This is a genomic window from Jeotgalicoccus marinus DSM 19772, from assembly GCF_000425825.1.
Taxonomy (GTDB): Bacteria; Bacillota; Bacilli; order Staphylococcales; family Salinicoccaceae; genus Jeotgalicoccus; species Jeotgalicoccus marinus.
This window is the reverse complement of sequence record NZ_AUEE01000007.1, coordinates 25790-51470: the sequence shown is the minus strand read 5'-3', so window position 1 is coordinate 51470 and position 25681 is coordinate 25790. Positions and strand designations below refer to the sequence as shown.

Sequence of the window (25681 nt, the reverse complement as noted above, 5' to 3'; positions counted from 1 at the left end):
ATTACCTCCTGTATTCATCGAGAATATCTACCGCTAACTGCCTGCCGAGTTCTCGTTTGATATAGATTTTTCTGTCTTTCTGAATCACTGCTTTTTGGAATTTTTCTTCATAAAGAATATGGTCTTTGAAATATTGATAAGTTATGCCGATTTCTTCAGCAAATTCCTTTGGTGTAATGAATAGTCGTTCATCTTGTTTTTGGCTAACGATAGACTGCACAATCTCTGAAATCATCGGTTTAAGTTCATCGACTTCAACTACTGTTATCGCCATGTTTATATCCTCCTTTGCATCTTCAGACGTGCATCTCTATTCGCGTTGAGTTGTTGCGGTGTGAGTCCGTAATCATTGATTAAGCAATTTACAAAGCTTGTACCTTCAAACAGCACATCTTGTAATTCAGCTATCATGATCTTGAGTCCTTCGAGTTCCTGATCAGTTGTATGTTCAGGGTGCTTGTCTAAACGATTTGCCTTGAGTACACTCATAAACTCCTCTATCTCACGTTCGATGCGGTATACAAAAGCTAGTCTGTGACCGTCGTATACTCTGTCTGATGCGGTGGGTTGTGCATAGCCCTCTGTCATCTCGTAAGCCACATCATTGAGCATCTGTGCATCTCTAGTGTTATTCAGTGCTGCACTGTACATCATCTGTGTCAGTGGTTTCTGTCCGCTTTCTACTCTGCTGATATATGATTTATCTACGTGAAGCTCATTCGCTACATCTTGTTGAGTTAGGTTGTTTCGTTTTCTATAACTTGCAATTACATTCGCCATGAATTGTCCTCCAGTCATTTATTTATGATTGATTGTTGATTTGATTAGTCGTTATACTAAGTTCAGAGTTAATTAAGTTAGTCGCATAACTGATAACTCATTGGTAAGGCTAGTTGGTCGCTAGTCCTTACCGCCTTCTATTCAGCTGTCCGTTCCTCTTCGGATTCAGCTAACTCTAGAGTTATTTGTCTTGTTTTCATTAACGTTGCTGTTGACGGTGTCCACTGATTGATAAAGTCGATAACAATATTGAAGTGCTTTTGTCTTAACTGTGTTCTAGTCTTGATACCAGCTACATCATTAACACCATGATTAATATCTTTATACAGTGCTGATCTAACTTCTTTAGTGTTCGCCAGTGCAAAAGCATTAATAGTATTAGCAACCGTTCTATTCACTTGTCTTGAGATGTACGAATACTCTCCTGCTTCAAGCTTTACTTCTTCTTTTAAATAAGTGACATCCTTTTCAACGGTGTCTACTCTTTCGGATGTTTCTTTCAACGCTTTAAATTGAAGTTCTAACATTTCCATTGGACTCTTAGGCTCTTCATACTTCCCTGTCTTTCTGATTTGTGGTAAAACTTCAGAAGTTACCCACTTTTTAAAACGTTTTGCAGATTCTAATTTGCTTGAAAAGATTAAACTGTATAGACCTGATTCATTTATAAAAATTGCCTCTCGATTTTGACCTGATAGAACGATACGTTCGGTCAGCTTATCTTCATTTTCAACATGATCTCTTATAGCTTTTGTAGGATTTGAGTAACCTAATACTTTTGCAACATCGCTCCCTAAAAACATTGGCTCATGTTCATGTGAAATTGTTCTAACGTTGTTTTCTTCAAAATTGAAAACTTGTAATTGATTCATGTTACTCCTCCTCGATTACCTTTTCGGTAACTTATTATCCAAAAAAATTTCATCCAGTTCTAAATCTAATATTTTAGACAGAGCCAAAACATCATTGGTGCTGAACTTCCTTAAACCTTCTTCTTTACGATAATACGCAACATAGCTCTTATAACCAAGCTTCTGTGAGAGTTCTAGTATGCTCAAATCTTTTTCTAGTCGTGCTTCTTTGATACGAGCAATATCTATTTGTTCCCCTGGCATTGTTTTCACCTCCATTACCTTTTCGGTAACTCTATTATTACATTACCATAAAGGTAAGTCAATAGTTTTATTTACCAAAAAGGAAATTATTTTATTATTGCCAATATGGTAACATACAGTTAAAGGAGTGATGTTATGAGTGAGATAGCTAAAAAGATTAAACATTATAGAACTATCAACGGTTACACTCAAAAAGAGTTCGCTGAAAAGATAGGGGTATCAAATGTTGTTCTATCTAGGTACGAAAGTGGAGTTAGAACGCCAGATAATGATACACAAATTAAAATAGCGGACATCTTTAACATTTCACTCGATGAACTAAATGGTAGAACTTCTAAAGAACCATCTGACGACTTCGATGCCTTCATGTTTGAGGATAAAGAAGCATTTGATGCTTTGCCTGAAGAAGTTAAGCAGGAATTAATAAAAGAAATCAATGAAAAAATAGAGTTCCTAGCTTATAAACAGAAGAATAAAGATAAGTAGGTGTTTATGTGGATTGGAAAAAGTTTGTTCTAGGAAATACTACTTCTTATACCAACAATAAAGAGAAGTATGAACCTATAAATGACTTGGAGTCACTAGATAGATTCGTTGAAAATCAAAATAGCAATAATCAAGTGGCGAAAAATTACCATCTTCATAAAGACATACTTATCCATAAGTCATCTAACAAGAAATATATCAATACAGCTGAATTCGATCATTACATCAATAAATATTCTAGTCCAAATAAACCTGTGATGTTCCTCGATATATTAACTCAAGTTAAATACGAACTAACGATGCTTACAACATGGACACCTATAGGTAATGGTTTATTTATAATAGATAGTGAGAACATCCATTTTATATCTTTAGGCAAGAAAATGATAATAGAAGTTATACCAATTAACAAAGTTACTGCTGTTGAAGATAAGTTAAACATTCTTACAGTCTATATTGGAGCTAGAAAGCTTACATTTAAGAGTACTGGGAAAACAGTAAAACAAATCAGGAAACACATTCAAAATATAAAAATGCTATAAATTAAAAAAAGGATAATCAGGGCGTTGCCCTATTATTTATAGAGTAAGTTTACATATATTTGTATAACAGGAGGATATTATGAAGAAATTATTATTAGGTAGTGTTTTATCAACATCACTTTTACTCGCTGCGTGCGGCGGTGAAACAGAAGAAGATACATCAACAGAAGAAAGTAATACAGAATCTACAGAAACTGCAGCAGAAGAAGCAGAAGATACTTCCGCAGTAGAAACAGAAGAAGAAACTGAGGAAGTTGAAGAAGATGTAGAATCAGCTTCAGGTGAATCAGAAACTATTAAAGAGGTTGAAGTTGGAGAAACAACTGAAATCGAGAACGTAAATCTAACTGTTAATAAAGCTCAAATTAATCGTATTGAAGTCACTGAAGATTTAGCTATATTCCTAGACGGATATGAAGCAGGAGACATGGTTGATAACTTAGTAATTGAGTATACAGTAGAAAATACAACAGATGCACCACGTGACTTCTTCATTGACCAGGCTGTAGCAGTTACTTCTACAGGACAACAAATCGACCCTGAAATGTTATTAGCAGAAAATATTACAGGCTCTATGTTAGGTGCTGTCGAGTACACAGGCTCAGTTCCATACCTTATGGAAGAAGGCGCTGGAGACGACATTGAATGGGTAGACATTAATATTCCAGCAATGCTTGATGGAGAAACTTATGATCGTGTATCAGATGAAACACAAGTAAGAATCGAATTTTAATAATATTTTCAACCAACTGACCATTGGTTATACAGTGGTCAGTAATTTTTTAAACTTTAAACCGAACATACGTTCTAAAATAAAGGGGTTTTTGCATGAGAATCGAAAAGAAAGTTAATGACATCGTGGATTTATCCATTTTAGATGTGACTGATTTAAATATAGAACACCTAGCGTACATGTTTGATGTACACATACTGTACAATCACCAATCCAACTTTTATGTACAGAAGTCTGGTGTAGATATTATCGGACTCAAATTTGATAAACGACATGAGATGTTCAAAGCATTCTGTCACGAAGCAGGACACATGTTTTTACATGCGACTCAACAGCACAACATGCCACGAGCATACAATGATTACCAGGAAGCAGAAGCCGAAAAGTTTGGTCTACTCTTACAGATGCCAGAAAAGCTAATCACCAAAAACAGACTATATCAGGCAACGGATTTAATGGCGTATTTTGGCGTTTGTGAGGGCGTTGCACTTAAAAGGATAGATATGCTAGTAAATCATTCTAAAGTGTCAGGCATACAATTTTAGGAGGTATATAATGGAACCTAAGAAGATTAATGGTAAGTGGGGATATAACTTCAGTTATCAAGGTAAACGCTATAGAAAGCAAGGTTTTGCGACTAAAAAAGAAGCACAAGCACGTATTCAAAAAATTATTAGTGATGTGGCTCACGGCGTAGATGCTAGCTCTAATGAGAATCTCTTTGAATACTATGAACGTTGGGTAAACACATACAAGTTGAATATCGTGTCAGATAAATCATATGATCGATTTATCAGTACATTGAAGAAAATGAAAGATTACTTTCCACCGAATATGCGATTAAAAGATTTAGACCAAGACCAATACCAAGCATTTATTAATCGCTATGCGGAAGGGCTAACTAAGAATAGCGTTTTAAAATTACATCAACAAATCAAAGCGTGTTTAGAGGATGCAGTATACAATGGATTAATTCCACGCAACCCAACATACCGAGCGAAAATTTGGGGTTCAGTACCACCAAAAAAAGAAGAATATAAATATATGTCTTTACAACAGTACGTAGATACTAAGGAATACTTTAGAAACAAACATGAAAAGAGTGCTTTGTTATTATTTATTTGCCATGTCACTGGCGGACGATTTTCTGAGATTAATAAACTTAAGTATGAATACTTTGACTTTGAAAATAACAGACTTTTTCTGAACGGCACAAAAACTGAAGCAGCACCTCGAACGATTACCCTTGCAAGCTCTGATATGGCTCATATCAAAAAGGAAATAGAAGCAATGGGGTTATATCAGCAGGAATATATACTGAAAATCGCCTACAAAACGGCGGATGACATGTTCGGTCGTACAAGAGAGTATTTTGGCATGGAAAGGGAAATCACAATTAATTCGCTAAGGCATACGCATTGTAGTTACTTATACAATCATGGCGTGTCTATACATTACATTAGTAAACGATTAGGTCACAAAAGTATTCGCATTACATTAGATGTATACAATCATATATTTGAAGAAACATATGAAAATGATGAAAGTAACGCTTTAAACATTCTTAATACAATGCCAAACAATATAAATTGACAGATTGTCAATGACAACGACGATGTTGTCAATTTGTTGACTACTCTACTCATCTTTAATCACTTCTAATACTGTATGTAAATATAACAAAACCCCGTCACATCAACGTTTAACGATGATTTAACGGGGGTTAAGTATTTAATGAACGGAGATGGAGAGATTTGAACTCTCGCGCCGCTTTCGCGACCTACACCCTTAGCAGGGGCGCCTCTTCAGCCACTTGAGTACATCTCCATAATGGCTCCACAGGTAGGACTCGAACCTACGACCGATCGGTTAACAGCCGATAGCTCTACCACTGAGCTACTGTGGAATATTATGTATCTTTCAAACGAACAATATTTATTATAACAACTCAGCTAAACAATATCAACAATAAATTAATATTAAATAAGAAAAGTTTACAATTTTGTTGAATGTATTAACTATAACTTCAAACTCAATTAATTGTATTAATTTCATCTATGCTTCTCATCAATTTGATATAAGTTGCCTTGGCAGCTTCATTAATATATAACATATCATCTTCTTCTTTTGATTGATGTCTATATAACGATGCTTCACGCTTTTGATTTTTCTTATAATATTTCTCCTTCTCAAGATTGAATTTATAATATAATTTCACTGCATTTAAATATTGCTTATTATAAGAAGCATATGAAATATCCACTACTAATTCCTCATTATTTTCAAACTTGACTAAGGTTTGTCCTCTATAGGGATAATAATTTTGTATGTACTTTAAATTGAACCAACTGTTAGACTGCACCCTATCTGAATGTGTACAAAAATAAATATATGATGCAAATAAATCGATAATTATCGGGTGCTTAGACCTGATCTCAGTCAAACTTCTAGACAACTCTTTTCTAGCTGAATAGCTTTGAGAATGGAGTTTACAGTTATATTCAATCACTTTATTTGGACTTCTAAGACATTTAATAGGATCACCATATAGCTCACAGATTGTACTTTCAACATAACGGCCATCTTCCTTCGCAACTACATACATAGTGTTATCATTTATAGTGTAGTGTTGTCTTGTCATGGGACCTCCAAATTATTTACTTAAAAATAATATAACATATATTTTAAATTTTGTTAACTATTATTAAATACTGTTATATTAACTTATCACATACTTGTCAGAAAATTTGCTTTTACGATTCTCATTATCATTGACCTAATTGAGAATGGTGTGTATACTTTAATTAAGTTAGTAATCGAGAGGGGTTATCAATTATGGGGAGACCTGTATATCCAGCCAATCAATTAAGAGGCTTTCTTAATACTATAAATGATTTATCAGCAGACTTGGTTTTACAAGAATCAATGTACCGTTTTAATTACGACTTATATTCCCGTAAAATCGAAGAATCACTTATAGAAAAAGACGAAGAAAAATTTAATAAGTATACAACTTTAATGAAACAACTATAGAATTTACATAAATAAGCACCAAATTCTCTAATGAGAATTTGGTGCTTTTATCATATATATTCCCACTCTACAGTACTAAATACTTTTAAGAAACTAAGTCTAAAAATTCATCTCTAGTAATACGTCCTAAATAATGACTGATATCAATATCAGACAAGGCCTGATCAATTGCTGCTCTATTATGTTCAACACCAATTAATCGATTTTCAATATCGATGACTTCCCCTACACCAAAGAAGTCTCCAAAGATTTTGGCATGCTCAATACGTCCACCATTTACCTCTAAACGTACATCTAATAATCCAGCGTCGTACTTATGAGAATTATCATAATTATACTTAGGGTTTTTACCATAGTTCCATTCCCAAGTTTGATATTTCTCTTTGGACAATTTATTAATTTTTTCCCAGTCTTCATCTGTTAGCTTATATTCTTCAACATTTTCTAAGCCACCAAATATGTTCGATAAAATTCTCTTCTTAAATTCTTCAATATCGATTTTCTCTTCTAAGTAATCATTGATATTCCCTACTCTAGCGCTAACAGATTTTACGCCCTTAGACTGAATCTTTTTAGGGTTTACTTTCAAGGCATTTTGTACCTCTGAAATATCACTCTCAAGCATCAAAGTACCATGTGAGAACATACGACCTTTTTGTGTGAACATCGCATTCCCTGATACCTTTTTGCCACCTTCAATTTCTATATCATTACGGCCAGATAATTCAGCTTTAACACCCATATCATTTAAAGCATCTACAATCGGCTGGGTGAACTTCTTAAAGTTATGGAAACTATCTCCATCATCCTCAGTAATAAAACTAAAATTCAAGTTACCTTCATCATGGTATACTGCCCCACCACCTGAAACTCTACGGACAACTTTGATACCATGTTCCTCTATATAAGGTACATTAATTTCTTCTATGGTATTTTGATTTTTACCAATGATAATAGAAGGTTGGTTCACGTAAAAAAGAAAATAAGAATCATCTGTTGGAATTTCTCTTAAAATGTACTCCTCCATTGCCAGGTTAATCATAGGATCTGTGATGTCATTATTTGAAATAAATTTCATTTGTATTTCCCCCTGTTTAAAATAAATGACCTGTTACTAATTATAATAGAAACAGGCCATAAAATCACATTACTTTTTCATTATTTTCTCTGCAGTATCTTTAGCAGTCTGAACACAATCCGGTAGCCCTACTGCATAGTGGGAAGCACCGATTAAATGTAAACCTGGATAGGTTTGACTAACATAAGACTGTATATCATCGATCATTCGCCTATGGCCGACAATATAGTTTGGCATGGAATATGGCATCCGCGTCACTATTTCAAACTCCGCTTCACCTTTTATATCCATAATCTTATCTAGATCTTCTCTAGCCAATCTAGCAATATCTGCATCCGAGCGTTCATGAACAATGTAGTCACCTGGTCGTCCAACATAAGCTCTTAATAAAGCCTTACCTTTAGGTGTGGAATGTGCCCATTTTTTATTCGTCCAAGTACAAGCAGTAATTACAGTGTCCATGTTACGACTGATAACGAAGCCTGTACCGTCAATAGCATTTTGAACTTGAGATTCATCGAAGGCCATGACTACAGTTGCAACACTCGTTGCCGGCATGTGATTAAAGTACTCAAATTCCTTATCATCAAACCATCGCTTATATTGGAAGTGCGGTGTTGTAACGATGACTTCATCATAATCACTTGTTTCACCGTTAACAGTCAAGGTATAGCCATGATCATTTTTAGTGATTGCCTCAACATCACTATTGAAATGAATTTTACCGCCCTGTTCCTCGTTTACTTCTACCATGCGGTCGATAAAGGACTGTAAGCCACCTGAAAACTGCAAGAATTGCCCGACTTTCGTTTTCGGTGCTTGTGGTTTATTTCTTCGCTCTAAATTAAGCCCCTTCATCAAACTACCGTAATACGATTCAGTCTTTTTAAAATTTGGATAAGTCGACATTAAACTCAATTGATCAATGTCAGTACTGTAAACACCAGATAAGAGTGGCTCAATCATATTTTCTAAAACTTCATTCCCAAGCCGAGCTCTGAAGAATTCACCAACAGAAATATCTTTATATAAAGGTAAGGCGGTTTTAAAGTAATCCATCGTCGCTCTTAATTTACCCGGCCAAGAAACTAAGTCCGTATCAAGTAAAGATTTAAATTCTAAAGGAACACCTAACATAGTTCCCTTAGGTACAGGGTACAATTGATTTTTAGCATAGATATATGCTTGACCTGTCTGATTCCTTACTAATGTCGTATGAAGCCCTAGTTTCTCTGCTAGTTCAGTCATTACTGTTTTTCTAGCCAGGTAAGACTCTGGTCCTAATTCAATTGTGTAGCCATCTTTTATATGTGTATTGACTTTACCACCCGCTCGATTCGACGCCTCATATAACTCTACCTGACAATCATTACTTTCTTCTAAAAGATAATACATTGCAGAGAGGCCTGTTATACCTGCACCGATTATGGCAACTTTTTTCATTATTACACATCCTGACTATCTAAATTAAAGTTTAACGAGTTCGTTTACCATCGCTTGAATAAAGCGTTCATCTGTATTCGGCATTGTCGGTCTATGGTAAGTTGCACCGATTTCATCAGTTACGACCTTACATTCATAGTCATTATCATAAAGTACTTCTAAATGTTCACATACAAAACCGAGTGGTAAATAAACAAAATGTTCGAATCCATGTTCTTTGTGTAATTCACGAGTAAGGTCTTGAACATCTGGCCCTAACCAAGGATCAGGCGTGTTCCCTTCAGACTGCCAACCTACAAAGTAATGACCTTTATTAAATCGTGCTTTTAATAAGTTCTTAGTCTCTACTAATTGGTCTGGATACGGATCATTATGTTCTTTAATTTTCTCAGGTAAACTGTGTGCACTCACAACAATTGCAGTTTTACTCTGTTCTTCTTCAGGAATTTCTTTAAACGTACCTTCTAAAGCATCCACCCAGAAATCTATAAATGGTGTTTGCTCGTAAAATGATTCGACAGATTTAACCGTCATACCATATTTTTCAGCTTCTTCTTTGGCACGTTTATTATAAGAACCGACTGAGAAATTAGAATAATGCGGTGCTAAAACAACCGTATGAATTTCTTTAATTCCACGTTCACTAATTTCTTTTACACTATCTTCAATGAAAGGATGAATATGTTTTAAGCCAATAAACAGCTCGTACTCATCATCACTTTGTTTGTTCAGTACTTCTACTAATGCATTTGCTTGGCGTTCTGTTGTATCTGCTAAAGGAGAAATACCACCGATTGCTTCATAGCGATCCTTTAAGTCTTGTAAAGCTTCTTCACTTGGTTTTCTACCATGTCTAATATGCGTATAGTATGGTTCAATATCCGATTCTTTGTAAGGCGTTCCGTACGCCATAACTAATAATGCTTTTTTTTCACTCATTTTAAAATCACAGTCCTTTACTATATGTGTGTACTAGTTCAGTTAAACGTTTTAGTACTTCTGGATTCACTTCTGGGAATACCCCATGTCCAAGGTTGAAGATGTGCCCTGTTCTTTGCCCTTCTTCAACAATTTTCTTGGCACGTTCTTCAATAATATTCCAGTCGGATAAGAGAATCGCTGGATCTAAGTTTCCTTGTAAAGCTTTAGTAATTCCAAGTTCACGTGCTTCAGTAATTGACATTCTCCAGTCGAGTCCAAGCACGTCACTACCTAATTTGTCCCATTCTGTAGCTAGGTGACTTGCACCGACTCCAAAAATGATAACTGGCACATTTTGTGCTTTTACTGCCTTAATAATACGTTTCATACCCGGTGCAAGATAGTAGTTATAGTCAGCTTTATTAAGGGCACCACCCCATGAATCAAATATCTGAATAATGCCAGCACCTGCTTTAATCTGTGCTGTTAAGTAAGTAATGCTTGTTTCAACTAGCTTATCCATCAATTTAAACCACAGCTCTGGCTGTGTATACATCATTGTTTTAGTTTTGTGATAATTTTTTGATGGACCGCCCTCAATCATATAGCTCGCTACAGTAAACGGTGCACCGCAGAAGCCAATTAAAGGGACATTTAACTTTTCTTGAGTTAGAATTTGGATCGCCTTATATACATAATCTAAGTCTTTAAAGGGGTCTAGCTCTCCTAGTTTTTCTACATCTTGAATTGTTCGAATCGGATTCTCTATTACTGGACCAATACCAGCTTTAATATCCACATCAATTCCAATTGGTGCAAGTGGCGTGATGATGTCCTTATAAAGTACCGCAGCATCAACATTATAGTTGTCTACTGGTGTCGCAGTTAGATAGGCAGTGAGTTCAGGTTGTTTAGTAATTTCAATCAGTGAATACTTCTCTTTCACTTTATTATATTCTGGCTGTGAACGCCCAACCTGTCTCATAAACCAAACCGGCGTATGCTCTGTTTTCTCGCCGCGCGCTGCCCGAATGATAGTATCATTAAACACAGTGTTTCCCCCTATTAATATTTTTTTATACACTATAGTATTTTATCACATTCATTAGAACTATTATTATTTAGCTCGAAGTTGTCAAAAATTCGTTCTATTTGTGACTATGTTTAAAGTCACTATTGAGCAGGTATATAAAAATTAATAAGACTTTATGAGGTGAAGAAATTGTATTTGCATTTAACAACAGGCACATTAGATTATTTAACATCTCTTCATGAGAAATATGACCAAACATCCATTAGCTCAAGAGGTACTGATGCTATTTTGTACTATGAAGATAATAATGAAGACTCAGTATTCTCCACTAAAATGACATATGAGATTTTTGAAAATATGGGTGGTCTCGATGCAGATGGACCGATGACAATGTATTATATCCCTTCTGCAGGAGATGGATTCCACTCACTCCGTGCACATGTTTTAGATTTAGCGAAAGCATTAGCTGACATAAATGGCGTTCTTGCATATCGTGTTGGGGTCAATGAGAAAAAAGAAACTTATATGATACTAATTAAATGGGCAGACTTATCTATTTACGATGACTTTAAATATACGGATATTCACGAACAATACCTGACAACAGAGGCTCTTAAAAAATTCCGTACAGAAGAGTCGCTCTTTGGAGATTTCTTATCATCTAAAACCTATTACACAATTAATGAAAATGTCTTCTCTGACGAAGAAAAAGAAGAACTGAGTGATTAATCACTTAGTTCTTCTTCTTTTTTGTAAATTGATCTTGATAAGAATCTGTTCAACACATGACCCCATAACGGGAATAATAGTCCTATATAAAAATACTCAGATTCTACAATAATAAACATTAATGTGAAGATTATAGATATCAATAGAACCATTTTATGAGAATACCTAATGTAACTATCTTGAATGTATGAACGATTTACTGGCCATATTTTTGGCCATAAAAGATAGGCTTGATTCGTATAAATTTGAGACATCTGCAAGACAATAATATAAATACCAAACAGTGAAAATACGAGTGAAATATAAAAGTTTGAAATCCAAAACATAATGATAAAGAATAATATGATAATTCTAAGCACAATCATAGGTAAATCATGATCTCTTAGAAAAGAACGGTAAAATAGATACTCATACATATTTTTCTTATTAAACTTTTCACCCTTCATATCTGGTAATAATAGATCTAAATATGCGCGTCGCTTAAAGCTCTTATCAATTTGTTTTACATTCGTAAACATGCTGACCACTTGGAAATAAGCGTGTGACTCCTCTTGTTCATAGGCTGTATAATTCAACCATGATAAGGTCTTAAAACGTATTTTCCTCACACTGACTTGACTAAGGACAACAATAGCGAGTGCTAAAATAATGAACAATGAATGCTGTTGAATTAAAAATAAGCTAACAAAGTTTAATACGAATAAAATTAAATTTACCATCCACTTTTTCAGCTCAGTATTAACTGCTAATCTCTTAATCGAAAACGTATTGAAGTACAAGATCAATGCAACAAAGAAAAAGAGGATAATATGAGTTAGGTCATGACCAATTGTTAAGAGAATCATTACTGCAATAGACACTGCAATTGGCGGAACAATACCGAGTGACAAACTGTAAATATCTGCCCGTTTAAAATAGGCAGTCATATGCTTTTCATAAGGTGGTAAGAACAACATGTCCGCTTCTTTTAATAAACTTCTATATTTTGGGTTTATAAAAATGGAAAGTACAATCGCACAGATTAAATCAATGTGTATTCCTGGACTTAGAGTTTCTCTCAAGCCGAGTAAGGTATATAACATGACACCTGCAGCAATCATTAAAAATACTAAAAAGTGACTGTTAAATATAAACTTTCCATAATAGCTCCTTAATTTGATGTCTTCGGTCATTCGTCCTTCAAATAACGCTTTACTCATGGTGATTACCACCAGTGAGTTTGATATAGACATCATCAAGCGTCCCATTCGGCAAGTGAGTTAACGCTCTTAACTCCTCTAAATTACCATCGGCAATTTTACGACCTTTATCTATTATGATATATCGATCACAGTATCGTTCAGCTGTCGATAAAATATGTGTACTCATTAAAATTGATCGGTTTTCTTCTCTTTCAGAAATCATGAGTTCAATAAGTGATTCAATTCCTAATGGGTCTAGCCCTAAAAAAGGCTCATCTATAATATAAAGATCTGGTTCAGCAATGAAGGCACAGATGAGCATAACTTTTTGTTTCATCCCCTTGGAAAAATGACTAGGAAATGTATCTTCCTTATCATCCAGCCTAAATCTTTTTAAAAGTGGACCCTTTCTTTCTTCAACTTGTTCAGGTGTAAGGCCATAAGCCATCGCTGTCATATTGATGTGCTCTTTAAGTGTTAACTCTTCGTAGAGTATTGGAGTTTCAGGGATATAACCTAGATGTCGCCGATAAGCTTCTACATCATCTTCTAATGTACGTTCCATGACCTTTATTGATCCGGAATGCGGTCTTAATAGACCTAAGATATGTTTAATTGTGGTACTTTTACCGGCACCATTTAAACCAATGAGACCAATGATTTCCCCACGTTTTATATCTAATGAAATATCATGAATGACAGGTTCCTTTGAATAGCCACCTGTTAGATTTTTTATATTTAAGACCATTGTTTGACTTCCTTTTAAATCGTTCTAATTATTTGTATACTGATACTTAAGTAAAACTATATCATAAAGAGAGCTATGGAGGATATTGAGATGACTAAGACTATTTTTGAAAAAATTATCGACAGAGAAGTACCCGCAAATATTATTTATGAAGACGATGATGTCATTGCATTTATGGATGCCTTTCCAGTTGCTAAGGGGCACACACTTGTCGTCCCTAAAAAAGTAATAGAAAATATTTACAACCTAGATGATGAAACAGGTGCAAAAGTAATCAAGGTTGTCACAAAAGTGGCTAATGCAGTCAAAGACGCGTTTAACCCTGACGGACTTAACGTTGTTCAAAACAACGGTGCTTACGCATCACAATCAGTCTTCCATCTACACTTCCATATCATCCCGAGATATAAAGAAGCACATGATGGTTTTGGTTATAAGTGGGTTGACTTACCTGAAGAAGAGAACTCTACCGATGTTCGCAGTGAAGTAGCTGATGCAATTAAAAATTCATTAAATGCATAACTAACGCCGAGACAGGGTATGTAAGAAACAATGAGAGGTGTATAATATGAAACTTAAAAATATCGGAGTCGGCTTTACTGTTGGATTAACTGGAGGTTTACTTATTGCATTCTTGAACGCTCCTAAGTCCGGTAAAGCCTTACAAAATTCATTAGCATCTGGCACTAATGATTTACAGTCAGGTCTTAATCAGTTAAAAATCGAAGGTGACGAAATCAAAAATGCTTTCCTTAAAACAAAGCATGAATCAAGTGAGGTTTTCTCAACACTTGGAGATGAAGTTAAAACGATGATTTCTAACTTCCAAGCAGACATCAACCCAAATATTGAACGTTTACAGACTAATATTGAAAATGTTCAAAACCGTGTAGATGGCGCTTTAGAAGGCCCACCAAGTAAGAAAGATCAATCGGAAACTGAAGAAAAATAACAGACTATTTAAACATCAGGCAGCTTACGTTTGTATGCTGCCTTTTTTGTGTGTTATATTATTTCTTGTATATGCAACTAGGAGGAGAATTTGAGATGAAGAAGAAATTAGCACCTTTTATTTTAGGGATTGGCTTGGTCAGTCTAGCTGCTTGTAGTAATGATAGCAGTGAAAGTAATGAATCTGAAGAAAATACAGACCAAGGTGAAGTTGAATACGGAGATGTTCTAGCTTCAAGTAAAGCTGGTGATATTACTACAGACGATGTATTAAATCAAATTGGTACGAATCAAGTCGCTAATCAGACTTTCCAATTAGTATTAGACCAAATCCTTTCTGATAAGTACTCAGAAGAAATTGATAGAGAAGAGTTAACAGCACAAGTAGAAGAAGAAATTGAACAATATGGTGGAGAAGAAAACTTTTCCATGATGTTACAACAATCTCAACCAGGAATGACAGTTGATTCTTATAAACAACAGCGCATTTCTAACGCATATAACGATTTATATTTTGCGGATTACTTAGAAATAACTGATGAAGAAGCATTTGAAAATGTCAGAAAAGCATCTCACATTCTCGTTTCATTCGGTGAAGAAGGCGAAGCACCCGCAGAAGATGAAGAAAACGCGGAAGAAAGTTTGACTAAAGAAGAAGCAAAACAAAAAGCAGATGACCTGAAAGCCCAATTAGATGAAGGTGCTGACTTCAAAGAACTTGCTAAAGAAAACTCAGATGATACAGGTAGTGCACAAAATGGTGGTGACCTTGGTTATGTACCAGAAGGACAAATGGTTGAAGAATTTGAAACTGCACTATTTGATTTAGAAGCTGGTGAGATTTCAGAACCAGTCGAATCACAGTTTGGTTACCATATTATACTTCGTGAAGATGCCACACTGGAAGATACACCAAAAGAAGAATTAAACACAATTAAGGCGCAACTTGTTAACCAGAGCATTCAAGAAGATCCACAACAAGCACTAAAAGCATATGAAGATCTTCTAGAAGAATATGAAGTAGAGTTTGAAAATGAAGAAATTCAAACATATATTGAAGACACCTTCCTAAATGCGAATGAAGCACTGGAAAACGCTCAAACTGAAGATCCAGCAGCCGAAGAAGAAAATGCTGGAGAGCCTAGTAAAGAAAATGAAGAATCAACCGACAGTGAGTCCGGTGAAAATGCTGAATCAGGCGAAGATAGCGAGTCTTCTGAGGACGCTGAGTAAATAAAAAGATGTTAGTCAATCAGAGAGATTGACTAACATCTTTTTTGTTATTCGTTAATTATATTTTAAAAGCTCTCTGGTCTATAAAAGTTACGTGATTCTAATGGGAAGATTCTATCTGTAAAACTACCTTTGTCAGCTTTATTGATATGCTTATCCATCATCATAATTCTCGCATCAATATTATCAATGAAATGAAGAATTTCTGCTTCTTTAATCATTGGCATCTTAGGTGATCCGTACTCTAGTTTACCATGATGGCTCAGGATTAAATGTTTTAATAACATCACTTCTTCACCTTCAATATTAAGCTGTTCTGCAATTTTATTTATTTCTTCAACAGCTATGACAATATGACCAATTAAATTACCTTCATTAGTATAAGTTGTTCCAATTGGTCCAGACAATTCTTTAACCTTGCCAATATCATGTAAAATAATACCTGAGAACAATAGGCTTCGGTTTAGTGTCGGGTAAATATCACACAATGAATCAGCGACTCTCAGCATGTAGTAAACATGGTAAGCTAAGCCGGATACGAAATCGTGATGATTACTCATTGCTGCCGGGAACACCGAGAATTCTTTCCTATACTTCGTTAATAACTGACGTGTAATTCTCTGTAGACTACCATTTTCTATTTTCAAGCAGTAATCTAAGATTTTATCGTATAGTTCATCACCATCGATAGGTGCTTTTTCAACGAAATCTTTAGGTTGAAGTCCATCTTCTGGTGTTGCTAGTCGGAAATTTGCAATTTTCATCTGCTTTTTCCCTCTATAATCGATAATATCTCCTTTAACTTTGATTAAAGTTTCTGGTAATAACACTTCAATCTCATCTGGTGTTACATTCCAGTGTTTAGCTTCCACTTCACCTGTTCTATCTTGGAGAATAATCGTCATGTAGGGCTTACCTTGTGTCGTTACACCTTGCTGGGCTCTTTTAATTAAAAAGAATGTATCTACTGAGTCGCCAGCTTTTAACGATGATATATTATTCATTCTTGATCCTCCTATTTATTTTTTTCCTTTAGTCGAATCGTCTGCGCTGACGGGATACTTGTATTTAAATTACAAGTGAAGTATAGCACTTGATCATTCGTTTTTGTTCTGAAGTAATCTAATATCGTCTTCGTTCTCTCACTATCGAAATGTACGAATGCATCATCAATAATAATTGGCAGTTGATAGTAGCCCTTCAAGGCTCTAATAAGACTAAGTCTCAAGCTGATATAAAGCATCTCTTTAGTTGACTGTGACAGTTCCAATGGATGGAATATCTGTCCATTCTTATGTTTTACGAAGATACCTTCTTCATTGTAAATCACATTGATATAACGACCCTTAGTTACAAACTCAAATGTCTCTCTCGCTTCCTCGATAACGATTGGTAGACGTTCATCCTTAATTGCCTTGATATGAGTTTCAATTAAAATCTTAATATACGTTAGTGACATAAACTCCTCAGAAAGGCTTTGTACTACACTTTCTTGCATACCGTATAAATGATTTAGTTCACTGAGTTTACCATCACTTTCAAGGACTTTAATTTCATTATTTAATTCAACTAATGTTTGTTGTTCACTTTGGATTTGTTCAGAGACAACATCTATCTGCTGATTAATTTCATCTTCATCATTTTTAAGGTCAGCCAAGAGTCGATTAGATAGGTCATTTCTAAGATCATAATCAAAGTGCTCTTCGTCAAGTTTTTCACTAAGCACCTTAAAGCGATTTACATCAGCTGTATATTCTTCATGCTTTCTAGCATAGTAGTAATACTCTTCTTCATCATCCGCTTCAACATAATCTAAGAGTTCATTGAGCTCTCTTTGAGACGTACGATTGCGTTCTTCTAGGACCGAAATTTCGTTCTCAAGTAAGTCTGCCTGCTCTCGTAAACGATAATATTTAGATTCATCGGCACTTAACTTGTTCGCCAGTTGATTTGCTTCATGGAAAACAGCATTTTTAGAATAATGAATGCCTAAATTACTGACTTCTTCACTGACTCTTTGATCAAAATCATTGAGTGCATTGTTAATGTCATTTAACTGATTTTTTTCCTTATCGATTTGACGGCGTTTTTGTTTTATATCTCTAATTGTAAATATCGCATCAACGATATATTTCGCTTCGATATCAGGGTTTACTTTCAAGTCATTTTTAACACTTAAAAGTTGAGTATTTAGGTGATCTTGATTTGCTTCATTAACGGATAAAGTCTCATTTAAATCACCCAGTTTCACTTCAAAAGAACTACGTTTTGCACGTAAAGACTTTAGTTCTTGTCTTAAGTCTTTTGCTTCTTCGATATCAAAAGCAATGTCGTAGTTTTGTTTAAGTGACTCAATGTCTTGTTGCAGGTTCATTACCTCATCTTGATAATCTGTTTTCAAGGTATCTTGTTCCCGGTTATTTGTGATAACAAGTATAAACAAGGCAGCTGCACCTATAGCTAAACTCAAGCCACCATATAAATAACTGTGATTAATAATAAAAGTAACACCGATAATAATCGCGACTAAGCTAATGGCAATTATTAAAGCTGCCTGCCAATTTTTTACGCGGTCTCTTTCCCGCTTTTCACGTTCGTAATCTTTTTCTATCAGTTGATACATGCGTTTTTTCTCAACGAGTTCAAATTCCTTATCTAATAACTCACGTTTTTTTGCCATTCTCTGGTCATCTATTTGAATTGACTCAGATGCTTCAATTTCAGCGTCCAGTTGCTTAATGTCGCCATTTAAATGATCAATTTCTCGGATCAAATACTGTTCTTCAAGCATGATTTCGTCATATTTAGATAAGAGTGATTGTACAGTTTCTCTGACAATATTAGAATCATCCACATCTAAGTGTTCTTCCTGCCAGCCAATGTCCCTTTGATTATTCAGGATACTGTCTTCTAAATTAGAAATTGAATTGGAAAGTCGGACAACTTCTAAGTTTTGTTGTCTGATTTCAGGCTCTTCTTTTTGTAATCGGTCTAAATATTCCATTACCGACTTATCTGGTAATTCTACATGTTGAATTTCATCAATTAATGTTTTAAGTTTTTCCTGGCGTAAACCAATATCCCTTGCAGATTGCTTAATATGATTTCTCAGAGACTCATAGCGTTCAATTCCACGTTCAGGGAAGTTTACCGGCTCTATATCTAATTTACTTTCTAACTGCTTCCAATCTTTAATATCTTTATGGTACATAACTTCTTTCATCTTCTGTTTACGTACCATATCCAATTGATTTAGCGCATGTTTTTTAGCATTTAAGTTCTCAAGTGTCTTAACTTGTTCTCCGACTAAATATTTATAGCGGTCCTCCTGCTTTTCAACAGATCGTATTTTTTCGTTAAGTTCCTTTAAGTGTTCTAGTTCTACATTAATAGTAGGATTAATACCGTTACGCTTATAGAGTGTTTTGAGTTCTTTATCGATAGCGCCAAGCATCTCATCATATTCATGAGAACCTAGTGCACCTGCTCTTAAAAGATATTCTTGAAGCTTATCTTCAGTCATGTTCTTATGAATATCTTGTAAGCCTAAAACATCAAAGGAGAAGATTGAGCGATAGGTTCTCTTATCGATGTAGTTTAGCTTTTTAGCTAACCACTCCTCGCCTCTCATCGTACCGTCCTTAAAATACACTTTGACGTCGCCTTGAACTTTACCTTTAAGACGTTCGATTTCAACAGGTTCTTCCTCATCGTTAAACTGAACCGTCAGTTTTCCACCATATAAGTTATGCATACGTGGCTCACGACGGGGTTCTTGTTCTTTTTTAGTTGGGAAACCAAAGAGTACTGAATGAATAAAGGACATCATCGTAGACTTACCGGCTTCATTCTCACCGAATACCTGAAGAAAATCCTGGTTTGTATTGTATTCTTGCTTTATTAATTTACCGTATCCATATATATTTACCGAAAGTATTTTCATATGCTCACTACTTCCTCATTAACATTTTCAGGCGATCTTCACCCATCTTAAGCAGTTCATCTTGAGAAATCTCACCAATTGGTGGAAGATATCGATTAATATTAGGATCCATATACATCGTATTTACTGCTTCTCTAAAGAGTTCTTCGTTATTTGAATAACTTTTCTTAATATCATTTAATAAAGCAATTTGCTCAGCATTATTATAAGTGACCTCGATATTATCAATCCACACAAACTGATCAATATTGACTTCGTCTTCTTGGAGCAGTTCAATTAGTTCATTGAAGTCCATTAATGACATTTCTTCTTCCCCATCATAATTGAGCGTGAGATTGATAATATATTTATTTTTTTCTCTTAAGCCTTGTTTAAACTCAACAATTTTTTGATAGAGCTTCTCTTTTTTTAGCGTGTCTACCTTAAGTTCAAAATTATTAAAAACAACTTCTTGTACAGGTACAAATTCAGTTGATAAACGAACGTCATCACCTTGAACGAGTATGAATCCTTTTTCGCCTGTTTCATTCTTATGACGACCTTGGATATTACCCGCATAGTGAATCAGTGGTAAATCTGATAGCTGTTGACGCACGTGAATGTGACCAAGTGCCCAGTAGTGATAAAGTTTATTGTTTAATGCTTCTAAATTAAATTCTGTATAACGTTTTACATCGTTGTCAGTCTTCGCATAAGTACCGTGTAAGAGTCCAATATGAATCCCTCTATTATCTGTATTCGTCGGATACTCATCTAGCTTATTCTCATAAGATTCATCTAACAAGTAAGAGAATCCATGTAAATATATACGTTCACCCTTATTACTCATCATTTCATAAGTTTCAACATTCTCCCTGAAAACCGCAACATTTTCCGGCCAGTTTGTTTTAAAACCTGAAGATAATGGATCATGGTTTCCGTGAATCATATAGACAAATATTCCCTTATCTCTCAATCTATTAAATTGATTTTTTAAGAATATTTCAGATTTTAAAGAACGGTTAGCCTGATCGAAAACATCTCCTGAAATAAGTATAAAATCAACGCGTTCCGAAATTGCAAAATCAACCATACGCGTGACACTTTTATATGTGCTTTCCATGAGTATTTCTAATATACTAGCGGGCATTTTTGTCCGAGATTTAAATGGACTATCTAAATGCAGATCAGCTGCATGGATAAATTTTACCAATGGATTCATCCTTTCTTAGGCGAAAAATCTATTCCCCAACATTATAACAAAAATGAGAGGCCGTAAGGCCTCTCATCTATAATTAATTTATTGATTGTTGATTTCGTACAACTCTTCAATAGGCTTCATAATCACACGGTTTAAGTCTTGGATAAGCTGACTCATTTTTTGTTCTGCTTCCATTAAACCTTTAATGTTTTCATCGTTCTCAATTTCTTGAGCTGAGCTCTGAGCTTTTTGAATGTCTTCTTCAAGAAGTTCTTCACCTTGCATTTGTTTTTGTTGTAGAGTCATTTGTAATTCTCTAAACTCATCAAAAAGTTTTTTAGATTCTTCATTCTCGTTTACTTTAGAATAAAGTTCCTGCATTTGTTGGAATTCTTCTGATTGACGTAAAGCACTCTCTAGTGCGTTCGCCTGATCATATACATTAGTCATTTGAAAAAAAGCTCCTTTTAGTTTGATAATTTTACATTAACACAAATTATGCAATTAGAAAAACAATACTAACATGCCTTGGAACAATCCGACAATACCCCCGAGTAAATAACCCAGTAGCATAATCATTTTAAATTCCTTATTTGCTACATCCATTACTAATGACTCAAGTTTACTTAACTCAAAGCTATCAATTTGTTTCTTAATCACGTCAGCAAGCTGAAGCTTGTTGATGATCTTCGTCATATTCTTTGATGAATAGGCAATGAAGTCGTCTTTCAATTTGTATTTACCCTTTTCCTTAAAGCGTTCAAACAATTCAGGATTAAAGTTGACAATTGGTGTATTTAAAATCTCCCTAATATCTATTTTTTCTTGTAGGACTTCGACAATGCTATTGATAATTTTGTCCCTATCTTGGATTGAGACTACATCATCTAAGCGATTATTTTTAAATTTCTCATACTCATCTAAAATCACTTTTTTCTCTATATCAATCATCTTATCCTGACTGATAAGTTTAAGTAGCTCATCTTGGACTCTATGTGCTAAAGACTCTTTAGTCATAAAGTATTTAAGCCCTTTTGCTATTCGTCCCCTATTCTCTATAAATTCATCCACCATAGTAAATATGTCATTATAACCTTTTTCACTCGACAAATAGCTACTGATCTTGTTGTTGATATCATAAGCAAGGTGATCCACTTTTTGATCTAAGGACGCTAGCGCATCATCAGGAATCAAACTTCCCACTTCTCTTTGGTAAAGCTTTTGTCCTTCATCTTGGACTTTCGATTTAATTTCTTCATTAAAAAAGTGAATTAACTTGTCAGTCAATCCGTCAGACAGACGTTCTAAAAAGTATGATGGGGTTAGCTTTTCTTGTTCAATCGTTTCAATCTGACGATCGATGAAATGCATAATTAAATTATTCATTTCAGGGCTTTGTAATTTATCCCTAAAAACTTCTGGTGTTAATAAGTGACCAGTAACAATTTCACCGAGTTTCGTCGATGCTTCGTCACGTCGTAAAGGAATGACACCCGGCGTAAATGGCAGTCTCTTACCGAATAAATATTTTGCCTCATATGGTCTAAATAACATTTTAATTGCGAGTGTATTTGTAAAACCACCAATTAAAGCCCCTGTTATAATCATTATTGCAATTTGTAAAATTGGATTCATTGAATTTCACCTCTTATTCGCCTTAATAACTATATACAACTTTAGATACAATTTAAAGGAAAAGCATTAAAAAAGAAGCCTAAGGACACATCATCTAGTCTTTAGGCTTCATAATAAAGTATATTATCTGTTACTTACACGCTCAAAATACGTTCTCATTTCTCTCTCGATATATGAAGCATGTAGGGGTTGGTTCTTATCACTAATTACACGATAAATTGAATTCGTTTTGTTGAATTCCAATTTGTAACCTTTGTTTGATTCTAAGGTTTCCCAATAAATATTCCCTTTATTGTAGTTAGGGTAAATTGCTGAACCTCTGGATAACACTTGTACTAATTCTAAAGGATCTCCACCGAACGTATTGGTTAATACTTCACTATTTCTAAATAGTGCACAGAGTGACACACTCGTCGTCCAGTTAGGTACGATGCGTTCTTTTTCTATTTGTACTAGTGTCTTTTTGGATAATCCAATTGTATGGCTCATAGCATCTTGTGTGTAACCAGCCTCCGTTCTAACTATTTTGAACTTCGACTGTAGAATTTGTGTGAATTCTTGCTTATCCATTTAGATCGTCCCTTCATCTCACTGCGATTAACTTATATTAACCACCTATTATATCACTTTTTGTCTATTCAATATTTTAAATGATAATTATTACAATTAAAAGAGCTTTGGGAAAGAATTCACTAATTATTCACTATTATAACGATATTATCATCGATTAAAATAAAATCGTTATAATCTGATAACATACAAAAAAGTGAGGCGTCCAAAGACGCCTCACCACAACTAATTATTTTTCAACGATTTCACCGTCGACGTATTTATGTTTACCCTTGATGAACTTACCTTCTTTAACATTTTGTTGATGGTCAATGATCATAGCCACTGTCGCATCTCCTGTGATGTTCACTGTTGTACGTGTCATATCAAGTAATCTATCAATCCCTAAGATGATACCAATGGCAGCTGGATCAAGTCCAACAGCAGTTAGTACCATGGCAAGCATTACAAGTCCTACACCAGGAACACCAGCTGTACCGATACTTGCAATTGTTGCGATAATTACCACTGTTACCATCTGCATGATTGTTAAATCAACACCAGACAATTGTGCAATAAATACTGTCGCAACCCCTTGCATTATGGCTGTACCATCCATATTAATCGTTGCACCTAAAGGCTGAACGAATGCGGAAATACTCTTTCTGACTTTCAATCTATTCTGAGCCGTTTCTAAAGAAACCGGTAGTACAGCAGATGATGATGAAGTACTAAAGGCAACAGTCATAGCTGGAGTAAAGTTTTTAATGAACCAAACAAAGCTTTTCTTCGCTAAGAAGGTTACTGCAGAACCATAGACAACTGCAAAGTGAATAAACAAGGCAAGTAATACACATAAGAAATACATTCCGAGCTGTTGAATCGCACCAAAACCAGCATGAGTAAATGCTGTTGCTACTAGACCAAAGGCACCAAGTGCTGCGAAGTATTTCATGATTGCTAAGACAATCCACATAATGACTTCGTTAGCTTGTTCAAATAATTTAACGATTCCACTAGCTTTTTCCTTAACCGCAATTAAACCAACACCTATGAAAATCGCGAAAGCTATGATTTGTAACATATCCTGCTCTGCCATTGCCATAAAGATATTATCTGGAATAATATTGATTAGCGTCTGGTCAAACGTTTGTTCCATCGCTAATTCAGTATCTCCACCTTCAAGTTCTGTCTCACGATATTCTGTCACTTCATCAGACTGAAGTAAATTCGATTGACCTTCCCCTGGTTGTAAAATTAAAGCAATTCCCATTGCAATCGTAATTGCGATTGCAGTTGTAGTTAAATAAAATATTAACGTTTTAACACCGATTGCTCCAAGTAGTTTAGGATCACCTACACTAACAACACCCAATGTAATTGAAATGAATACTACAGGCACAACGACCATAAATATTAGATTTAAGAATAATTGCCCAAGTACATTGAATATGTACTGATCAATCCATAAGACCCAACCTTGGTCTACCATGGTATTGAAAATTGAACCTACAGCTATACCTGCTATTAAAGCGATTACAATATAAATTGTTAATTTGTTACCAATCTTCAAGTATATATCCCCCTTTATTTATATTCTCTGAATATGTATTCAAGTATACTGTCTATAACGATGATTTGTCTATAGAATTATTGTTAATATATATTTACAAGTCTTTTAAACATGCATGGTTAAGCGTTTACACAAAGTAAAGTTTTTTAAAATTTATGCAACTAAAATTCGATAATATTAAATTTTATTGCATAAATTGCCGCTTGTGTTCTATCTGAGACTTCCAACTTATTCAGAATATGACTCACATGTGTTTTTACAGTCTTTTCACTCACAAATAATGTCTCTGATATTTCTTTATTAGACAAACCGTTGACGATTTCTTTTAGCACTTCCATCTCACGACGTGATAAGACATTTTTTTCATGTGGTAAAACGCCACCTTCATCTATAATCTTCAATATATCCGGATGAACGACCCGCTTACCTTCAATGACATCTCTAATAGAATTGGTAAGTTCATCGATATCCATTTCCTTAATAATATAGCCATCTGCCCCAGCCCTAAACACTGGGCGAATGTATTCTTCACTCGTGTAACTAGATAAGACGAGCACTTTTATGTTTTTGTATTTTTCTTTTAGTTGAGTGGTTAGCTCGATACCATCCATTTCAGGCATGACTAAATCGATGAGTGCAAGATCAATTTTCTCTTCAGTGGTCGATAAAAAATTTAGCGTATCTTCACCACTATCAAAATCGTTGATGACCTTTAAATCCTCAGTAGTAGATAAGAGAAACTTCATACCTTCTCTTACAACCTGATGGTCGTCAGTTAAAATAATGTTGTACATA

At 34.9% G+C, this 25681-nt stretch carries 29 protein-coding genes and 2 tRNA genes; 10 read left to right on the top strand and 21 right to left on the bottom strand.

Annotated features, from left to right (window positions below; translation table 11 throughout):
• Position 1: 1 nt before the first annotated feature.
• The 4 genes from H624_RS0104915 to H624_RS0104900 all read right to left on the bottom strand — a co-directional run bounded on the left by H624_RS0104915 (position 2) and on the right by H624_RS0104900 (position 1895).
• Positions 2–274 carry a hypothetical protein gene (locus H624_RS0104915; protein ID WP_026866601.1) on the bottom strand — a complete coding sequence of 91 codons (273 nt, stop codon included), beginning with the start codon at positions 272–274 and terminating at the stop codon, positions 2–4.
• A 2-nt stretch (positions 275–276) separates the two neighbouring features.
• A complete protein-coding gene (locus H624_RS0104910; RefSeq protein WP_026866600.1) occupies positions 277–780 on the bottom strand; it encodes a helix-turn-helix domain-containing protein in 504 nt (167 codons plus the stop codon).
• Positions 781–917: 137 nt separating this feature from the next.
• Positions 918–1652: a BRO family protein gene (locus H624_RS0104905; RefSeq protein WP_026866599.1), complete on the bottom strand. Its 735-nt coding sequence runs from the start codon at positions 1650–1652 to the stop codon at positions 918–920.
• Between the two features lie 15 nt (positions 1653–1667).
• A complete protein-coding gene (locus H624_RS0104900) occupies positions 1668–1895 on the bottom strand; it encodes a helix-turn-helix transcriptional regulator (protein ID WP_026866598.1) in 228 nt (75 codons plus the stop codon).
• 135 nt (positions 1896–2030) lie between these two features.
• Here H624_RS0104900 and H624_RS0104895 point away from each other — a divergent pair, with 135 nt between their 5' ends.
• The 5 genes from H624_RS0104895 to H624_RS0104875 all read left to right on the top strand — a co-directional run bounded on the left by H624_RS0104895 (position 2031) and on the right by H624_RS0104875 (position 5249).
• Positions 2031–2381 carry a helix-turn-helix domain-containing protein gene (locus H624_RS0104895; protein WP_026866597.1) on the top strand — a complete coding sequence of 117 codons (351 nt, stop codon included), beginning with the start codon at positions 2031–2033 and terminating at the stop codon, positions 2379–2381.
• Positions 2382–2389: 8 nt separating this feature from the next.
• Complete coding sequence (locus H624_RS0104890) at positions 2390–2923, top strand: hypothetical protein (RefSeq protein WP_026866596.1); 534 nt, start codon at positions 2390–2392, stop codon at positions 2921–2923.
• 79 nt (positions 2924–3002) lie between these two features.
• Entirely contained in the window at positions 3003–3656 is a 654-nt protein-coding gene (locus H624_RS0104885) for a hypothetical protein (protein WP_026866595.1), read from the top strand.
• A gap of 95 nt (positions 3657–3751) precedes the next feature.
• Positions 3752–4201 carry an ImmA/IrrE family metallo-endopeptidase gene (locus tag H624_RS0104880; RefSeq protein WP_026866594.1) on the top strand — a complete coding sequence of 150 codons (450 nt, stop codon included), beginning with the start codon at positions 3752–3754 and terminating at the stop codon, positions 4199–4201.
• Between the two features lie 10 nt (positions 4202–4211).
• Positions 4212–5249 carry a tyrosine-type recombinase/integrase gene (locus H624_RS0104875; protein WP_026866593.1) on the top strand — a complete coding sequence of 346 codons (1038 nt, stop codon included), beginning with the start codon at positions 4212–4214 and terminating at the stop codon, positions 5247–5249.
• Positions 5250–5395: 146 nt separating this feature from the next.
• Here H624_RS0104875 and H624_RS0104870 read toward each other — a convergent pair.
• The 3 genes from H624_RS0104870 to H624_RS11605 form a co-directional block, all read right to left on the bottom strand.
• Positions 5396–5483 (bottom strand) — tRNA-Ser (locus H624_RS0104870).
• 4 nt (positions 5484–5487) lie between these two features.
• Positions 5488–5562 (bottom strand) — tRNA-Asn (locus H624_RS0104865).
• A gap of 126 nt (positions 5563–5688) precedes the next feature.
• The gene (locus tag H624_RS11605) at positions 5689–6297 is read right to left on the bottom strand and encodes a competence protein ComK (protein ID WP_051220479.1); all 609 of its coding nucleotides are present in this window, start codon (positions 6295–6297) and stop codon (positions 5689–5691) included.
• 194 nt (positions 6298–6491) lie between these two features.
• Here H624_RS11605 and H624_RS0104855 point away from each other — a divergent pair, with 194 nt between their 5' ends.
• Positions 6492–6689, top strand: a complete 198-nt coding sequence (locus H624_RS0104855; RefSeq protein WP_026866592.1) for an IDEAL domain-containing protein — start codon at positions 6492–6494, stop codon at positions 6687–6689.
• A gap of 85 nt (positions 6690–6774) precedes the next feature.
• Here the strand turns inward: H624_RS0104855 and lplA are convergent, their stop codons facing one another.
• The 4 genes from lplA to hemE all read right to left on the bottom strand — a co-directional run bounded on the left by lplA (position 6775) and on the right by hemE (position 11182).
• The gene (lplA, locus tag H624_RS0104850) at positions 6775–7767 is read right to left on the bottom strand and encodes a lipoate--protein ligase (protein WP_026866591.1); all 993 of its coding nucleotides are present in this window, start codon (positions 7765–7767) and stop codon (positions 6775–6777) included.
• 69 nt (positions 7768–7836) lie between these two features.
• Positions 7837–9210 carry a protoporphyrinogen oxidase gene (hemY, locus tag H624_RS0104845; protein ID WP_205710595.1) on the bottom strand — a complete coding sequence of 458 codons (1374 nt, stop codon included), beginning with the start codon at positions 9208–9210 and terminating at the stop codon, positions 7837–7839.
• Between the two features lie 24 nt (positions 9211–9234).
• Complete coding sequence (gene hemH / locus H624_RS0104840) at positions 9235–10149, bottom strand: ferrochelatase (protein WP_026866589.1); 915 nt, start codon at positions 10147–10149, stop codon at positions 9235–9237.
• 7 nt (positions 10150–10156) lie between these two features.
• Positions 10157–11182 (bottom strand): uroporphyrinogen decarboxylase, encoded by a 1026-nt coding sequence (hemE, locus tag H624_RS0104835; protein ID WP_026866588.1) that lies wholly within the window; start codon positions 11180–11182, stop codon positions 10157–10159.
• 162 nt (positions 11183–11344) lie between these two features.
• Here hemE and H624_RS0104830 point away from each other — a divergent pair, with 162 nt between their 5' ends.
• Positions 11345–11893: a hypothetical protein gene (locus H624_RS0104830; protein ID WP_166626893.1), complete on the top strand. Its 549-nt coding sequence runs from the start codon at positions 11345–11347 to the stop codon at positions 11891–11893.
• On the opposite strand, the gene H624_RS0104825 is transcribed toward H624_RS0104830, so the two are convergent.
• Positions 11890–13092: an ABC transporter permease gene (locus H624_RS0104825; protein ID WP_026866586.1), complete on the bottom strand. Its 1203-nt coding sequence runs from the start codon at positions 13090–13092 to the stop codon at positions 11890–11892. The genes H624_RS0104830 and H624_RS0104825 overlap by 4 nt on opposite strands.
• On the bottom strand, positions 13085–13822 hold the full coding sequence (locus H624_RS0104820; protein ID WP_026866585.1) for an ABC transporter ATP-binding protein: 738 nt from the start codon (positions 13820–13822) through the stop codon (positions 13085–13087). The genes H624_RS0104825 and H624_RS0104820 overlap by 8 nt, the downstream gene beginning before the upstream one ends.
• 90 nt (positions 13823–13912) lie before the next feature.
• Here H624_RS0104820 and H624_RS0104815 point away from each other — a divergent pair, with 90 nt between their 5' ends.
• From H624_RS0104815 to H624_RS0104805, 3 genes are all read left to right on the top strand, one after another.
• Complete coding sequence (locus tag H624_RS0104815; protein WP_026866584.1) at positions 13913–14344, top strand: HIT family protein; 432 nt, start codon at positions 13913–13915, stop codon at positions 14342–14344.
• Positions 14345–14390: 46 nt separating this feature from the next.
• Positions 14391–14774, top strand: a complete 384-nt coding sequence (locus tag H624_RS11600; RefSeq protein WP_051220478.1) for a YtxH domain-containing protein — start codon at positions 14391–14393, stop codon at positions 14772–14774.
• 95 nt (positions 14775–14869) lie between these two features.
• A complete protein-coding gene (locus H624_RS0104805) occupies positions 14870–16006 on the top strand; it encodes a peptidylprolyl isomerase (protein WP_026866583.1) in 1137 nt (378 codons plus the stop codon).
• A 65-nt stretch (positions 16007–16071) separates the two neighbouring features.
• Here H624_RS0104805 and yhaM read toward each other — a convergent pair whose 3' ends face one another.
• The 8 genes from yhaM to H624_RS0104765 all read right to left on the bottom strand — a co-directional run bounded on the left by yhaM (position 16072) and on the right by H624_RS0104765 (position 25680).
• Positions 16072–17010, bottom strand: a complete 939-nt coding sequence (gene yhaM / locus H624_RS0104800) for a 3'-5' exoribonuclease YhaM (RefSeq protein ID WP_026866582.1) — start codon at positions 17008–17010, stop codon at positions 16072–16074.
• Positions 17011–17021: 11 nt separating this feature from the next.
• Complete coding sequence (locus H624_RS0104795; protein WP_026866581.1) at positions 17022–19949, bottom strand: ATP-binding protein; 2928 nt, start codon at positions 19947–19949, stop codon at positions 17022–17024.
• Between the two features lie 7 nt (positions 19950–19956).
• Positions 19957–21150 carry a metallophosphoesterase family protein gene (locus H624_RS0104790; RefSeq protein ID WP_245570578.1) on the bottom strand — a complete coding sequence of 398 codons (1194 nt, stop codon included), beginning with the start codon at positions 21148–21150 and terminating at the stop codon, positions 19957–19959.
• A 78-nt stretch (positions 21151–21228) separates the two neighbouring features.
• Positions 21229–21579, bottom strand: a complete 351-nt coding sequence (locus H624_RS0104785) for a YlbF/YmcA family competence regulator (protein ID WP_035856116.1) — start codon at positions 21577–21579, stop codon at positions 21229–21231.
• 54 nt (positions 21580–21633) lie between these two features.
• A complete protein-coding gene (locus H624_RS0104780; protein WP_026866578.1) occupies positions 21634–22764 on the bottom strand; it encodes a DUF445 domain-containing protein in 1131 nt (376 codons plus the stop codon).
• A gap of 123 nt (positions 22765–22887) precedes the next feature.
• Positions 22888–23334 carry a helix-turn-helix transcriptional regulator gene (locus tag H624_RS0104775; RefSeq protein WP_026866577.1) on the bottom strand — a complete coding sequence of 149 codons (447 nt, stop codon included), beginning with the start codon at positions 23332–23334 and terminating at the stop codon, positions 22888–22890.
• 229 nt (positions 23335–23563) lie between these two features.
• On the bottom strand, positions 23564–24886 hold the full coding sequence (locus H624_RS0104770) for a dicarboxylate/amino acid:cation symporter (RefSeq protein WP_026866576.1): 1323 nt from the start codon (positions 24884–24886) through the stop codon (positions 23564–23566).
• A 161-nt stretch (positions 24887–25047) separates the two neighbouring features.
• Positions 25048–25680, bottom strand: a complete 633-nt coding sequence (locus H624_RS0104765; protein ID WP_026866575.1) for a response regulator — start codon at positions 25678–25680, stop codon at positions 25048–25050.
• Position 25681 lies beyond the last annotated feature (1 nt).